The 13,423-nt window shown below is 72.9% G+C and carries 12 protein-coding genes and 1 riboswitch; of the genes, 5 read left to right on the top strand and 7 right to left on the bottom strand.

Going from position 1 to position 13,423, the window contains the following annotated elements:
- Positions 1–11: 11 nt before the first annotated feature.
- From ACZ6R6_RS29055 to betA, 3 genes are all read right to left on the bottom strand, one after another.
- Positions 12–1,244 carry a sarcosine oxidase subunit beta family protein gene (locus tag ACZ6R6_RS29055; protein ID WP_470098559.1) on the bottom strand — a complete coding sequence of 411 codons (1,233 nt, stop codon included), beginning with the start codon at positions 1,242–1,244 and terminating at the stop codon, positions 12–14.
- A 30-nt stretch (positions 1,245–1,274) separates the two neighbouring features.
- Positions 1,275–3,701: a GcvT family protein gene (locus ACZ6R6_RS29050; protein WP_470098557.1), complete on the bottom strand. Its 2,427-nt coding sequence runs from the start codon at positions 3,699–3,701 to the stop codon at positions 1,275–1,277.
- 210 nt (positions 3,702–3,911) lie between these two features.
- Complete coding sequence (betA, locus tag ACZ6R6_RS29045; protein WP_470098555.1) at positions 3,912–5,552, bottom strand: choline dehydrogenase; 1,641 nt, start codon at positions 5,550–5,552, stop codon at positions 3,912–3,914.
- 132 nt (positions 5,553–5,684) lie between these two features.
- On the opposite strand from betA, the gene ACZ6R6_RS29040 reads away from it, so the two are divergent.
- A complete protein-coding gene (locus tag ACZ6R6_RS29040; protein ID WP_470098554.1) occupies positions 5,685–6,479 on the top strand; it encodes an IclR family transcriptional regulator in 795 nt (264 codons plus the stop codon).
- On the opposite strand, the gene ACZ6R6_RS29035 is transcribed toward ACZ6R6_RS29040, so the two are convergent.
- Together ACZ6R6_RS29035 and ACZ6R6_RS29030 are read right to left on the bottom strand one after the other, a co-directional pair.
- Complete coding sequence (locus tag ACZ6R6_RS29035; protein ID WP_470098552.1) at positions 6,445–8,733, bottom strand: FdhF/YdeP family oxidoreductase; 2,289 nt, start codon at positions 8,731–8,733, stop codon at positions 6,445–6,447. The two genes, ACZ6R6_RS29040 and ACZ6R6_RS29035, sit on opposite strands and share 35 nt — an antisense overlap.
- A gap of 80 nt (positions 8,734–8,813) precedes the next feature.
- Positions 8,814–9,944, bottom strand: a complete 1,131-nt coding sequence (locus ACZ6R6_RS29030; RefSeq protein ID WP_470098550.1) for an aromatic ring-hydroxylating oxygenase subunit alpha — start codon at positions 9,942–9,944, stop codon at positions 8,814–8,816.
- A 140-nt stretch (positions 9,945–10,084) separates the two neighbouring features.
- Here ACZ6R6_RS29030 and ACZ6R6_RS29025 point away from each other — a divergent pair, with 140 nt between their 5' ends.
- Positions 10,085–10,384 (top strand): hypothetical protein, encoded by a 300-nt coding sequence (locus tag ACZ6R6_RS29025; protein ID WP_470098548.1) that lies wholly within the window; start codon positions 10,085–10,087, stop codon positions 10,382–10,384.
- A 96-nt stretch (positions 10,385–10,480) separates the two neighbouring features.
- Positions 10,481–10,579: riboswitch (TPP riboswitch) on the top strand.
- Positions 10,567–11,253 (top strand): TenA family protein, encoded by a 687-nt coding sequence (locus ACZ6R6_RS29020; protein ID WP_470098546.1) that lies wholly within the window; start codon positions 10,567–10,569, stop codon positions 11,251–11,253. Its footprint overlaps the riboswitch before it by 13 nt.
- 162 nt (positions 11,254–11,415) lie before the next feature.
- Here the strand turns inward: ACZ6R6_RS29020 and ACZ6R6_RS29015 are convergent, their stop codons facing one another.
- Together ACZ6R6_RS29015 and ACZ6R6_RS29010 are read right to left on the bottom strand one after the other, a co-directional pair.
- Entirely contained in the window at positions 11,416–11,619 is a 204-nt protein-coding gene (locus tag ACZ6R6_RS29015; protein ID WP_470098544.1) for a hypothetical protein, read from the bottom strand.
- Positions 11,616–12,134 (bottom strand): carboxymuconolactone decarboxylase family protein, encoded by a 519-nt coding sequence (locus tag ACZ6R6_RS29010; protein ID WP_470098542.1) that lies wholly within the window; start codon positions 12,132–12,134, stop codon positions 11,616–11,618. Before ACZ6R6_RS29010 ends, ACZ6R6_RS29015 begins: the two co-directional genes overlap by 4 nt.
- A 91-nt stretch (positions 12,135–12,225) precedes the next feature.
- Between ACZ6R6_RS29010 and ACZ6R6_RS29005 the strand changes: the two genes are divergently transcribed.
- Both ACZ6R6_RS29005 and ACZ6R6_RS29000 read left to right on the top strand, forming a co-directional pair.
- A complete protein-coding gene (locus ACZ6R6_RS29005) occupies positions 12,226–12,780 on the top strand; it encodes a TetR/AcrR family transcriptional regulator (protein WP_470098540.1) in 555 nt (184 codons plus the stop codon).
- A gap of 107 nt (positions 12,781–12,887) precedes the next feature.
- Positions 12,888–13,409 (top strand): shikimate kinase, encoded by a 522-nt coding sequence (locus ACZ6R6_RS29000; RefSeq protein ID WP_470098538.1) that lies wholly within the window; start codon positions 12,888–12,890, stop codon positions 13,407–13,409.
- The last annotated feature ends 14 nt before the right edge of the window (positions 13,410–13,423 follow it).

The raw sequence follows: 13,423 nt of genomic DNA, 5'->3' as shown, positions 1-13,423 counted from the left end.
TCGGGCTCCTTCTAGTGGGCCACCGCGGCGGCGCCGTGCTCGTCCACGAGCGCGCCGGTGGTGAAGCGTTCGAGGGAGAAGGGGGCGTTGAGCGGGTGCGGCTCGCCGTGGGCGATCGTGTGCGCGTAGCACCAGCCCGCCCCCGGCGTGGCCTTGAACCCGCCGGTGCCCCAGCCGCAGTTGACGTACAGCCCGTCCACCGGGGTGAGCCCGACGACCGGCGAGGCGTCGGGGCTGACGTCCACCACCCCGGCCCAGGTCCGCAGCACGTGGGCCCGCGCGAAGACGGGGAACAGCTCCAGCGCCGCCGCCATCTGCCGCTCGATGACGTGGAATGCGCCGCGCTGGCGGTAGGAGTTGCAGGCGTCGACGCCCGCGCCCATGACCAGTTCGCCCTTGTGGGCCTGGCTGACGTAGACGTGCACGGCGTTGGACATGACCACGGTGGGGTGCACGGGCTCCAGCAGGTCCGAGACCAGCGCCTGCAGCGCGTGGCTCTGCAGCGGCAGCGCCAGCCCCGCCGTCCGGGCCACGACGGAGGAGTGACCGGCCGCGCACAGCGCGACCCGGTCCGCCGCGATGCGCCCCCGGGTGGTCCGTACGGCCCGCGCCCGCCCGCCGGCGACCTCGATCCCGGTGACCTCGCAGTGCTCGATCAGGTGGACGCCCAGCGCGGCGGCGGCGCGGGCGAAGCCCCAGGCGACGTGGTCGTGCCTGGCGATGCCGGCCCGCGGCTGGTAGGTCGCCCCCAGCACCGGGTGGCGCGCGTCCGGGGAGACCTCGACGATCGGGCAGACCTCCTTGACCTCCTCGGGGCCGAGCCACTCGGCGTCGACGCCGTTGAGCCGGTTGGCGTTGACCCGGCGCACGCCGTCCCGGACGTCCTGGAGGCTGTGGGCGAGGTTGAGCACCCCGCGCTGGCTGAACAGGATCGGGTAGCCCAGATCCTCCTCCAGCCCCTCCCACAGCTTCAGCGAGTGCTCGTAGATGCCCGCGCTCTCCTCCAGGAGATAGTTGGAGCGGATGATCGTGGTGTTGCGGGCCATGTTGCCGCCCGCCAGCCAGCCCTTCTCCAGCACGGCCACGTCGGTGATCCCGTGGTCCCTGGCCAGGTAGTAGGCGGTGGCCAGGGCGTGGCCGCCCCCGCCGACGATCACCACGTCGTAGGAGCCGCGCGGCTCGGGGCTGTCCCACAGCCGGTCGGGGTGCTCGGGCGGGACTGCGCCCGGCTGCTCGGTGCTCACCGTGTTCCCTTCCTCGGTCCGGCCGCGGCGCTAGCCGCGCAGGCGTTTCATCTCCGGGTCGTAGAGCGGTTCCTCGGCGACGACGGCGGCGATCCGCCGGTCGAAGTAGCCGATGTGGAGCACCCGCCCGGGGGTGGAGAGCGCGGCCGGCAGCCAGGCGTAGGCGATGCCCCTGCCGACCGTGTAGCCGTAGGCGGCGCTGGTGACGTATCCGACGCAGCGGTCACCGTCGTAGACGGGCTCCTTGCCCATGACGACGTCGGCGGGAGCGCCGGTCGTCAGGCAGGTCAGCCGGCGCCGCACCGAGACGCGGCGCTCGGCCAGGGCCGCGCGGCCGATGAAGTCGTCCGGGCCGGCCCTGCGCACGGCGGAGCCCAGGCCCGCCTCGTAGGGATCGTGCTCGTGGGTCATGTCGGTGCCGAAGGAACGGTAGCCCTTCTCCAGCCGCAGGCTGTCGAAGGCTCCGCGGCCGCCCGCGATGGCCCCGTGGCGCCCTCCCGCCTCCCAGAGGGTGTCCCAGAGCTTGGCGCCCATGTCGGCCGTCGTGTAGAGCTCCCAGCCGAGCTCTCCGATGTAGGACAGCCGGAGCGCGGTGACGGGCACCGTGCCGACGTGGCCGCGCCCGCACCGGAAGTAGCCGAAGCCGTCGCGGGAGAAGGCGGGGCCGGCCAGCGGCGCCACGAGGTCGCGGGCGCGGGGGCCCCAGACCCCGACGCAACAGGTCCCGGCCGTGATGTCGCGGACGGTGACCGATCCGTCGGCCGGGAGGTGGCGGTGGAGCCAGTCGAGGTCGAGGTTGCCGTTGGCGCCGACCTGGAACAGGTCCCGGCCGAGCCGGGCGACGGTGATGTCGCCGCGGATGCCGCCGCCCTCGTCCAGCAGCAGGCAGTAGACCACCGAGCCGACGGGCCTGCCGACGTCGCCCGTCGAGATCCGCCGTAGGAAGGCGGCGGCCCCGCGGCCGGCGACCTCGATCCGCTTGAGCGCGCTCATGTCGTACAGCGCGACGGACTCCCGCGAGACCTGGGCCTCGGCGCCGACGATCGGCGACCAGTGGCGGGCGGCCCACCCGTCCCGCCCGGGGATGTCCCGGCCGGCGAGCAGGGGCGCGTTGGCGCCGTACCACTGGGGGCGTTCCCAGCCGCCGGCCTCCAGGAAGTGCGCCGCCAGCTCCCGCTGGCGCGGGTGGAAGGGGCTGGTGCGGAGCGGGCGCAGGTTCTCCGGCGGCTGCAGCGGGTGGATGATGTCGTAGACCTCGGCGAAGTTCTGGCAGCCGCGGGTGAGCACGTACTCCGGGGCGAGCTGGTGCGGCTCGAAGCGGTTGACGTCGCACTCGTGCAGGTCGAAGGAGGAGCAGCGGCCGTCGATCAGCCACTCGGCCATGGCCCGGGCCACGCCCGCCGAATGCGTCACCCACACGGCCTCGGCCACCCAGAAGCCCTTGACCTGGGCTGACTCTCCGAGCAACGGCATGTTGTCGGTGGTGAAGGAGAACAGGCCGTTGATGCCCTCCTCGATCTCCGCCTCCCGGGTCGCGGGCAGCAGCGACCGGGTCTCGGCCCAGGCGGGGGCGAAGTCGCCGGCGGTGAACGGCAGCACCGACGGCATCCCCTCCGCCGCTCCGGGCGGGAGGATCTCTCCGGGCTCGACCGGCATCGGGCGGTGGCCGTAGTAGCCGATGCCCAGCCGGCCGGCCCGCTCCCGGTAGTAGAGGTCGGCGTCCTGGTGGCGCAGGATCGGCCAGACGGCCTCCCCGGTCCGCCCGCTCAGCGCGGGGACGGGGCCGGTCCAGGCGAGCTGGTGCGCCAGCGGCGTCAGCGGCAGGGCCATCCCGACCATGCCGGCGATCTTCGGACCCCAGATGCCCGCGCAGCACACGACGAGGTCCGCCGGGATCTCACCCCGGTCGGTGACGACGGCGGCGACCCGGTCGTCCTCGACGCGGATCTCCAGCACCTCGTGCCGTTCCAGCACGCGCACGCCCCGCTCCCGCGCCAGCCGGAGCTGGACCTCGACCGCGCGCACGGCGTCGGCCAGGCCGTCGGTGGGCACGAAGAGCCCGCCCAGCACCTTGCCGGGATCGAGCAGGCGGTGCCGTGCCACGCACTCCCCGGGGGTGAGCAGGTGCGCCTCGACGCCCCAGGCGGTGGCCCAGCCGTGGCGGCGGCGCAGCTCGGCGAGCCTTTCGGGTGTGGTGGCCACCTCCAGGCCGCCCACCTGGTGGAAGCAGCCGAGCGCGCCGAGCTTGCCGACCGTGTGGCGGGCCAGCTCCGTCATGGTCTTGGCGGGGTTGGTCTGGAAGACCAGCCCGGGCGCGTGGGACGACGATCCGCCGGTGACCGGCACGGTGCCCTGGTCGACGACGGTGATGTCGCTCCAGCCCCTCGCCGACAGCTCGTCGGCGAGGGCCGCCCCGACGACTCCGGCTCCGATGACGACGACGCGCCGGCCTGCCATGCCCACCTCCGCCGTTGCGCGATCCAGAACATGGAGCGCCTCCCGCAACAGATTCTCCCGGGGTGGCAGGACTGTCAAGGAACGGGCGGGCGGCCTCCGCGGCGCGGGCGGTGACCCCGGCGCCCCCGGCGGTGCGGGCCAGGCGGCGCAGGAGGCGCGGGCCGGGCCGGGCGGGCCGTACGGGTCAGCGGGCCGGGCCGACCGTACGGGTCAGCGGGCCGGACCCTCCCGGTGCCGGTAGAAGGCGGCGTGCTCGGCCGCGAGCGGGGTGTTGCCCAGGATCAGGTCGGCCGCCTTCTCCGCCACCATCATGACCGGCGCGTAGATGTTGCCGTTGGTCACGTAGGGCATGACCGAGGCGTCCACGACGCGGAGCCCCTGGAGGCCGTGGACCCGCATGGACAGCGGGTCGACGACGGAGAGGGGGTCGGTGCCCATCCGCGCGGTGCACGAGGGGTGCAGCGCGGTCTCGCCGTCCCGGGCGACCCAGTCCAGGATCTCCTGGTCCGTCTGGACCTCCGGCCCGGGCGACAGCTCCCCCGCGTTGAAGTCGTCCATGGCGGGCCGGGTCAGGATGTCGCGGGCGATGCGGACGGCCTGCACCCATTCGCGCCGGTCCTGCGCGGTGGACAGGTAGTTGAACCGCAGCGCCGGATGGACCCGGGGATCGGTGCCCCTGATCTTCACCGAGCCGCGCGCGTCGGAGTACATCGGCCCGATGTGCACCTGGTAACCGTGCCCGCCCACCGGCGCGGAGCCGTCGTAGCGGACCGCGACCGGCAGGAAGTGGAACATCAGGTTGGGGTAGGCGACGTCGTCGTTGCCGCGGGCGAAGCCGCCCGCCTCGAAGTGGTTGGTCGCCCCGGGGCCGCTGCGCAGAAACAGCCACTGTGCGCCGATCCACGGCCGGTTGCGCCACTTCAGCGCGGGCTGCATCGACACCGGCCGCCTGCAGCCGTACTGGATGTAGACCTCCAGGTGGTCCTGGAGGTTCTCCCCCACGCCGGGCAGGTCGTGCACGACCTCGACACCGAGCGCGCCCAGCTCCGCGGCGGCGCCGACGCCGGAGAGCTGGAGCAGCTGCGGCGAGTTGATCGCGCCGCCGCAGAGGATGACCTCGCCCGCCCGGACCGTCCGGCCGTCGCACTCCACGCCGACGGCGCGCCCGCCCTCGAACAGGATCCTCGTGACGAAGGCCCGCGTCCTGATCTCCAGGTTGGGACGCCGTTTGACGGGGTGCAGGTAGGCGCGGGCGGCCGACAGCCGGCGCCCCCGGTGGATGGTGCGGTCGAAGCGGGCGAACCCCTCCTGCCGGTATCCGTTGACGTCGTCGGTCAGCCGATGGCCGGCCTGCTGCACCGCCTCGAAGAAGGCCGTGAACAGCGGGTTGCGCACCGGCCCGCGTTCGAGCACCAGCGGCCCGTCGTGCCCGCGCAGGGGGTCGTCCGGATCGGCGGCCAGGCAGTTCTCCATGCGCTTGAAGTACGGCAGGCAGTGCGCGAAGTCCCAGGTCCCCATGCCCGGGTCGGCCCCCCAGCGCTCGTAGTCCAGGGGGTTGCCCCGCTGGAAGATCATCCCGTTGATGCTGCTGGAGCCGCCCAGCACCTTGCCCCGGGCGTGGTAGATCCGGCGGCCGTTCATGTGCGGCTCGGGCTCGGACTCGTACTTCCAGTCGTAGAAGCGGCTGCCGATGGGGAAGGTCAGCGCGGCGGGCATGTGGATGAACACGTCCCAGAGGGAGTCCGGGCGGCCGGCCTCCAGCACCAGCACTCGGTTGGCGGGGTCGGCGGACAGCCGGTTCGCCAGCGCGCTCCCGGCCGATCCGCCCCCAACGATGACGAAGTCGTACATGTCTGCCTCGTCTCGCTCACAGCAGGGGTGATAGCAGAGATCGTAGTGAATAGCGCAATAAGTCGCACTATACGCAACCAATTCCGCCGGACGCGTTGGACGCGCGTTCCGCGCAGCGCCTACAGTCCCGCTATGGGCAACGATTCCTCCGGTGACCGGGCCGACGGCGGCGGGGTGCAGTCGGTCGACCGGGCCATCAGCATCCTGGAGATCCTCTCCCGGCGCCGGGAGGCGGGGGTCAGCGAGGTCGCCGGGGAGATCGGCGTCCACAAGTCGACCGCCTTCCGGCTGCTCGGGGCGCTGGAGACCCGCGGCCTGGTCGAGCAGGCCGAGGACCGCGGCAAATACCGCCTCAGCTTCGGGATCATCCGCCTGGCGGGCGGCGTGGCCGCCCGGCTGGACCTCACCCAGCAGAGCCGTCCCGTCTGCCGCCGCCTGGCCGAGGAGATCGGCGAGACGGTGAACCTCGCCGTGCTCCGCTCCCACTACGCGGTCAACCTGGACCAGGTGCGCGGGCCGTCGGCGGTCACCACGCAGAACTGGGTCGGGCAGCTCACCCCCCTGCACGCCACGTCGAGCGGGAAGGTCCTGCTGGCCCACCTCGACGGCCGCCACCGGGCCCGGCTCATCGCCGCCGCCGGGCTGGAGAGCTACACGCCCGCCACGATCACCTCGGCCGCCGTGCTGGAGGAGCAGCTGGAGGAGACCCTGCGCAGGGGTTACGCGGTCACCGTCGAGGAGCTGGAGATCGGGCTGAACGCCATCGCCGCTCCTGTCCGGTCCCACGACGGCGAGATCGTCGCCGCGGTCAGCGCCTCCGGCCCCGCCTACCGCCTCAGCCAGGAGCGGATGCACGGGCTCGCCCCGGTGCTGACCGCGGGGGCCGAGGACATCAGCCGCCGGCTGGGCTACGCCGCTCGATCCTGACCACGACGCTCTTGGAAGTGGGGGTGTTGGAGGTCTCCGCGACCGAGTCCAGCGGGACGAGCACGTTGGTCTCGGGGAAGTAGGCCGCGCAGCAGCCCCGCGCGGTGGGGTAGGCGACGGCGCGGAACCCCTCGGCCCGGCGCTCCCCGTCGGGCCACTCGCCGACCAGGTCCACCATGTCGCCGTCGGCCAGGTCCCGCTCGGCCAGGTCGTCGGGGTGGACGAAGACGACGCGGCGGCCGCCGCGCACGCCGCGGTAGCGGTCGTCCATGCCGTAGATCGTGGTGTTGTACTGGTCGTGGCTGCGGACCGTCTGCAGCAGCAGCCGCCCCGCCGGGACGCGCAGCACCTCCAGGGCGTTGACGGTGAAGTTGGCCCGGCCGGTCTCGGTCGGGAAGCGCCGCTCGTCGCGCGGCGCGTTGGGCAGGGCGAAGCCGCCGGGGGCGCGGACGCGGGCGTTGAAGTCGCCGAACCCGGGCACCACCCGCGCGATGCGCTCGCGGATCGCGTCGTAGTCGGTCTCGAACTCCGCCCAGGGCACGTGGGGGTCGGCGCCGAAGAGCTCCCGTGCCAGCCGGCAGACGATCGCCACCTCGGGCAGCAGCTCCGCCGAGGCCGGCCGGAGCCGGCCCCGGGAGGCGTGCACCAGGCCCATGGAGTCTTCGACCGTGACGAACCGGTCGCCGTCGCGCTCGGTGCGCCCCAGTGCCGGCAGGATGAGCGCCTGCTCGCCGCAGACGGCGTGGGAGCGGTTCAGCTTCGTCGAGACCTGCACGGTGAGCCGGGCGCGGCGCATCGCCGCCTCCGTCACCGCCGTGTCGGGGGTCGCCGCCACGAAGTTGCCGCCCATCGCGAAGAACACCTTGGCCTGTCCCGACCGCAGCGCCCTGATCGCCTCCACGGTGTCCAGGCCGTGGTGGCGGGGCGGCTCGAAGCCGAACTCCTCGCGCAGGGCGTCGAGGAAGGGCCGCGGCGGCTTCTCGTTGATGCCCATGGTGCGGTCGCCCTGGACGTTGGAGTGCCCGCGCACCGGGCAGACCCCGGCGCCCGGCCGCCCCACGTTCCCGCGCAGCAGCAGGAAGTTGACCACCTCCCGGATGGTGGCGACGGAGTTCTTGTGCTGGGTGAGCCCCATCGCCCAGCACACGATCACCGACCGCGCCCCGAGCACCTCCCGCGCGGTCTCCTCGATGGCCGGGCGGTCCAGCCCGGTCGCCTCCTCCACCTCCGCCCAGTCGAGGTCGCGGACGCTCTTGGCCCAGCCGTCGAAGCCGTGGGTGTGCTCCTCGACGAACTCGCGGTCGACCACCGAGCCGGGGGCGGCGTCCTCGGCCTCCAGCAGCAGCCGCGACAGCCCCTGGAAGAGCGCGAGGTCGCCGTTGAGCCGGATCTGCAGGAAGCGGTCGGCCAGCGTCGTGCCGCGCCCCAGCACCCCGGAGGGCCGCTGCGGGTTCTTGAAGCGGAGCAGGCCCGCCTCGGGCAGCGGGTTGACCGCGATGATCCGCGCCCCGTTCCGCTTGGCCCGCTCCAGCGCCGACAGCATGCGCGGATGGTTGGTGCCGGGGTTCTGGCCGACGACGAAGACGAGGTCGGCGTGGTGCAGGTCCTCCAGCGACACCGTGCCCTTGCCGATGCCCAGCGTCTGGTTGAGCGCCGAGCCGCTGGACTCGTGGCACATGTTGGAGCAGTCGGGCAGGTTGTTGGTGCCGAAGCGGCGCACCAGGAGCTGGTAGGCGAACGCGGCCTCGTTGGAGGTGCGGCCGGAGGTGTAGAACACCGCCTCGTCCGGGCCGCCGAGGGCGCGCAGCTCCCGGGTGACGATGGCGAACGCCTCCTCCCACGTCACCGGCACGTAGTGGTCGGACCCGGCGGGCCTGTGCATCGGCTCGGTGAGCCGTCCCTGCTGGCCCAGCCAGTAGTCGGTGCGCCCGGCCAGCTCCGCCACGGTGTGCGCGGCGAAGAAGTCGCGGGTGACCCTGCGGGTGGTGGCCTCCTCGGCCACCGCCTTGGCGCCGTTCTCGCAGAACTCCGCCGGGCTGCGGTGCTCCCCCTCGGGCCACGCGCAGCCCGGGCAGTCGAAGCCGTCCTTCTGGTTGACCTGGGCCAGGGTCAGGAGCGTGCGGCCGGCGCCCATCTGGGCGTAGGACGTCAGCAACGACCGGGCCACTCCCGGCATGCCCGCCGCCCACTGCTTGGGCGGGCCGACCTCCAGGCCCTCCTCGGTGACGTCCTCGCGCGGGGCCTTCCTGGCCATCCCGGCGCTCCCTTCTTCCCGGTGCCCCGGCTTCCCGGTGCTCTTCCTGGTGCCCCGGCCGGGCCGGCCGGCCCCCCAATCTACGCCGACGCCGGTCCCAGCCGGGCGAGGACCCAGTCGTGGAAGGCCCGGATGTGGTGCTCGCTGGGCACCAGCACCCCGCCGCGGGCGTAGGCGCGGGAGCCCATCGCCGGCTGGCACCGCTCGCAGGCCGCAAAGTCCTGGACGTTGACCCGGTGGAAGAGCTCGACGGACGGCCCCAGGTCCGCGCCCCGCTCGACGACGTCGCGGTGGAAGAGCCAGTCGCACTCGACGACCGTCCGCCCGGCCGCCAGGGGGAACATCCGGTGGACGATCACGTGGTCGGGCACCAGGTTGACGAACACCTGCGGCCTGATGGTGATCGCGTAGTAGCGGCGGTCCTGGTCCTCGCTCACGCCCGGGATCCGGTCCACGCCCTGGGACCCGTCGACCGTGAAGCCCCGGACGTCCGCGCCGAAGCGCGCGCCGTGCCCCACGAAGGACTGCGCCGCGTAGCCGCCGGCGAACTCCGGGAGCACCCCGACGAGTTCGGGATGGATGGCGGCGCAGTGGTAGCACTCCATGAAGTTCTCCACGAGGAGCTTCCAGTTCGCCTTCACGTCGTAGACGATCCTGCGGCCCACCTCCAGGTCGCCGACGCCGTAGTTCTCGATCAACCCCTCCTCGCCCAGCCGGGTGACCACCGCGCCGACCACGTCCGCCTCGAACGGCGGTGGATCGTCGGCCAGGCAGAGCCACACGTAGCCGAGCCACTCCCGCACGTGGACGCCGACCAGCCCGTAGGCGGCCCGGTCGAGGTCGGGCATCGCGGCGAGGTTCGGGGCGGCGACCAGCCGGCCTTCGAGGTCATAGGTCCAGGCGTGGTAGGGGCACCGGAAGGTCCGCCGCACCTCGCCGGACTCCTCGGTGCGGAGCCGGGCGCCCCGGTGGCGGCAGACGTTGAGGAAGGCGCGGACGGAGCCGTCCCGGGCCCGGGTGACCAGGACGCTCTCCCGCCCCACCTGGACCGTCCTGAAGGCGCCGGGCCTGCCCAGGTCGGCGGCGCGGACCGCGCAGAACCACATCGACTCGAAGATGCGCTCCTGTTCCAGGGCGAAGACGCGCTCGTCGGTGTAGTGACCGCCGGGCAGGGTGGCGATCAGGCTGGGGGGCGGGCTGCTCGCGGTCACGATGCCTCCTTCTGGCGACGGGCCGTCCGATGCCGAGCCGGCGGGCCTCACCCCCGGGGAGGGCGGCGAGAGAGCGCGCAGGGACCATCGCGACCAGCCTGGTTTCGCAAAACGGAACGGCCAGCGCTATACGCAACAACGTGAACCCGCGAGCCCCTCTTGTCAAGAGCCGACACGGAGCGCGGGGCGCCCCCGGGATCTCCGCTCGTCCCTCCCGGTGGACCCGGCGGGGCCGGTGGGACGGCCCCTTCCCGCCGGGCGCGGTCGGCTTCGCCGCGGCGGCGCCGCTCTTCTACGGCATGCCGAACAACGACTCCGGGCCGGTCGAACATCTCGCCGACGGCGCCGTCGAGCTCGGCGTCGAGGCCGTGATCGTCTCCCCGCGGAAGGACGCCTGGCCGTACGCCTCCGCGCCGAGGATCCGGCTGACCGGCCGGTAGCGGGTGGTGCGGCCGGGGGCCGTGACAGGCGTGCCCTCTGATCCATGGCGGTCGGCGGCGGGCGGCAGGGGATGGAGCCCGACGAGCTGTTACCCTACTCGCGACGCGGGGTGCCCCGGCAGGTCCGGGGCTGAGATCACACCCGTCGAACCTGATCTAGTTCGAACTAGCGAAGGGACGTCATGTTCTGCGACGACGTCTGGGCACGCTCCACCGCACTGCTACGGGCCATCCACGAGCACCCCTTCAACGCCGCGCTCGGCGAGGGCACACTCGACCGCCGGCGCTTCGCCTTCTACATCGTGCAGGACGCCAGATACCTCGAGGCGTTCTCCAAGGCGCTCGCCACCGCCTCGGTGCGGGCCGGCGACCCCGAGGAGGCCGCGTTCTGGTCGAGCAGCGCGCACGCCGCGCTGGCCGCCGAGCGGACCCTGCACGAGGGTTACCTCGAGGAGTACGGTCTGAGCGCCGCCGACCTCTCGGGCATCCGTACCTCACCCACCTGTCTCGGCTACTCCTCCTTCCTCCAGGCCGTCGCGCTGGCCGCGCCGTACCCGGTGCTCGTCGCCGCCGTTCTGCCGTGTTTCTGGGTCTACCAGGACGTGGGAGCGGCGCTGGTGAAGCAGGTCGGCGACGTCACCGGCCACCCCTACCACGCATGGATCTCCACCTACGCCGATCCGGATTTCGCCAAGTCGGTCGAGCGGGCCAAGGAGATCGCCGACCGGCTGGCGGCCGGGGCGGACGACGAGACCCGCGCGGCCATGACCGAGGCGTTCGTCCAGGCCACGGAGTACGAGTGGATGTTCTGGGACAGCGCCTGGCGGCAGGAGACGTGGCCCACGCAACAGTGGCGGCCCGGCGGCTGACCACCGCCGTCATACCGGTGATCCCCTCCCCCGGTCGCTGAACGGCACCACCGGAGGCTTCAAGGAGGCGTGGTCGGAAGGGTTCTCCCGCTCGCGCAGGTGTGTGCCCATGGCGGTCTGTGCGGGCGGGAGAACTGCCGGGCTCGGCGGACGTTGGGCGCCTCAGGCGGGCCGGTAGGTGATCAGTCGGACCGCGGGGGCGGAGACGACGTCGACGTGGCCGGCGCCGGGCACCTCGATGTGGGCGAAGCCGCCCTCGAAGGCGACCCGGGCCTCTTCGACGCGGCCGGTGGGAGCGCCGTCGGGGCCGGTCATCCGGTAGCCCTCGACGAGTTCGACGGAGGCGGTGCGCCAGGTGAGGTTCACGCGGTCACCTCGGGGAAGTCGAGGTCGGGCTGGGCCAGGTGGTTGAAGTAGTTCGACAGGGTGTTGAGCGCGACATGGGCGACGATCTCGGCGAGCTCGGCGTCGGTCAAGCCGGCCTGCCGGGCGCGCGCCAGGCTCTCGTCGCTCACCCTGCCGCCCGCCTGGACGACCTCCCGGGTGATCTGCAGGACCGCGTCGGCGTGCGGGTCGGCGTCGTGGCCGTCGCGGGTCAGCTTCAGCTCCTCCTCGCTCAGGCCCATGCGGGTGCCCCGCATGGTGTGCGCGCTGACGCAGTAGGTGCAGCGGTTCTCCTGGGCGACCAGCAGGGCGATCTGCTCGCGCAGCCTGGCGCGCAGCACGCCCCGGGTGAGCGCGTCGCGCATCGCCAGGTAACCGCGGAGCGCGGCGGGGCCGTTGGCCAGCGCGGCGTACAGGTTGGGCACCCGGCCGAGCTGGCGTTGTGTCTCCTCCAGCAGGCCCTCGGGGTCGTCGGTCAACTGCGGCAGCCGAGGCATGGCGTCTCCCCAAAAATGGTACTGATCGGTTCCGTCTGCAGCAACGGTACTGATCAGTTCCATTTCCGTCAAGAAACGATAGAATCGCCACATGCCGACCCGAGCCCGTGAACGCCTGCTGGACACCGCCGAGGAGCTCTTCTACGCCGAAGGCGTCCGGGCCGTCGGCGTGGAGCAGATCCTGACCGTCTCCAAAGTCGGCCGCGCCTCCTTCTACCGGCACTTCCCGAGCAAGGACGACCTCGTCGTGGCCATGCTCGAACGCCGTGACCTGCGGTGGCGCCAGTGGCTGGCCGAGCGGGTCGCCGCTCACGGCGGCGGGCCGCTGGCGGTCTTCGACGCGCTGGCCGAACGGTTCGCCCGCGCCGACTTCCGCGGGTGCGCCTTCATCAACACGATGGTCGAGAACGCCGACCCCGACAGCCCCGCCCACCGGGTCGCGGCCGGCCACAAGCGCAGAGTGATCGGCTACGTCGAGTCCCTGCTCGTCGCGGCCGGCCACCGCGATCCCGCCGTGCTCGCCCGGCAGCTCGTCATGCTCATGGACGGCGCGATCGTCACAGCGCTGCGCGAGCGGTCGGCCGCCCCGGCCGGGCAGGCCCGCGCCGTCGCCGCGGCCCTGCTCGCCGACGCGGCGGAGGGTTAGCACGCCGACGCGGCGGAGGGCTCCGAGGGCTGGAGCGGAGGGCTAGAGCCGATCCTCGCGGGCAGGGGACAGGCACTCCGTTCCACGAACCTCAGGAGGTGACGCGCATGACGGCCGACATCCCGATCGTCGTGATCGGTCTGATGGGCGCGGGGAAGACCAGCGTGTCACGGCTGCTCGGCGAGGCCCTCGGCAGACCCGTGCGCGACAGCGACGAATACCTCCAACAGCGCTACGGCGCCACGGCCGCCGAGATCGCCGCCGGTGACGGCGCCGAGGTGCTCCACACCAGGGAGGCAGCCCACCTGCGGGAGGCGCTCGCCGAACGGCCCGCGCCGGTCATCGCCGCCGCGGCCAGCGTGCTCGACGACCCGCGCTCCCGGGCCGAGCTGAAGCCGGCCCTGGTCGTGTGGCTGGACGCCACGCCCGAGTTCCTCGCCGAGAAGATCAAGGCCAGGTCCCACCGGCCGCGTTTCGGCAAGGAGCCGCTCGCGCTGGCGTCCGAACTGCACGAGCGGCGGGCGGCCTCCTTCGCCGAGGTGGCCGACCTGCGCTTCCAACGGCCCGAGATGTCCAAGCACGAGGTGGCGCAGGCCGTACTCGACCATCTGAAGACGTCGGCCACGTAGGAGGGGAGGCCGCG

Source organism: Streptosporangium sp. NPDC048886 (assembly GCF_055586905.1).
This window is presented reverse-complemented; position numbering and strand designations above follow the sequence as displayed.

Coding starts and splice junctions, on each gene's coding strand:
- ACZ6R6_RS29000 (WP_470098538.1), top strand. CDS start 12,888: ATGACGGCCGACATCCCGATCGTCGTGATCGGTCTGATGGGCGCGGGG.
- ACZ6R6_RS29040 (WP_470098554.1), top strand. CDS start 5,685: ATGGGCAACGATTCCTCCGGTGACCGGGCCGACGGCGGCGGGGTGCAG.
- ACZ6R6_RS29035 (WP_470098552.1), bottom strand. CDS start 8,733: ATGGCCAGGAAGGCCCCGCGCGAGGACGTCACCGAGGAGGGCCTGGAG.
- ACZ6R6_RS29005 (WP_470098540.1), top strand. CDS start 12,226: ATGCCGACCCGAGCCCGTGAACGCCTGCTGGACACCGCCGAGGAGCTC.
- ACZ6R6_RS29020 (WP_470098546.1), top strand. CDS start 10,567: ATGTTCTGCGACGACGTCTGGGCACGCTCCACCGCACTGCTACGGGCC.
- ACZ6R6_RS29050 (WP_470098557.1), bottom strand. CDS start 3,701: ATGGCAGGCCGGCGCGTCGTCGTCATCGGAGCCGGAGTCGTCGGGGCG.
- ACZ6R6_RS29010 (WP_470098542.1), bottom strand. CDS start 12,134: ATGCCTCGGCTGCCGCAGTTGACCGACGACCCCGAGGGCCTGCTGGAG.
- betA (WP_470098555.1), bottom strand. CDS start 5,552: ATGTACGACTTCGTCATCGTTGGGGGCGGATCGGCCGGGAGCGCGCTG.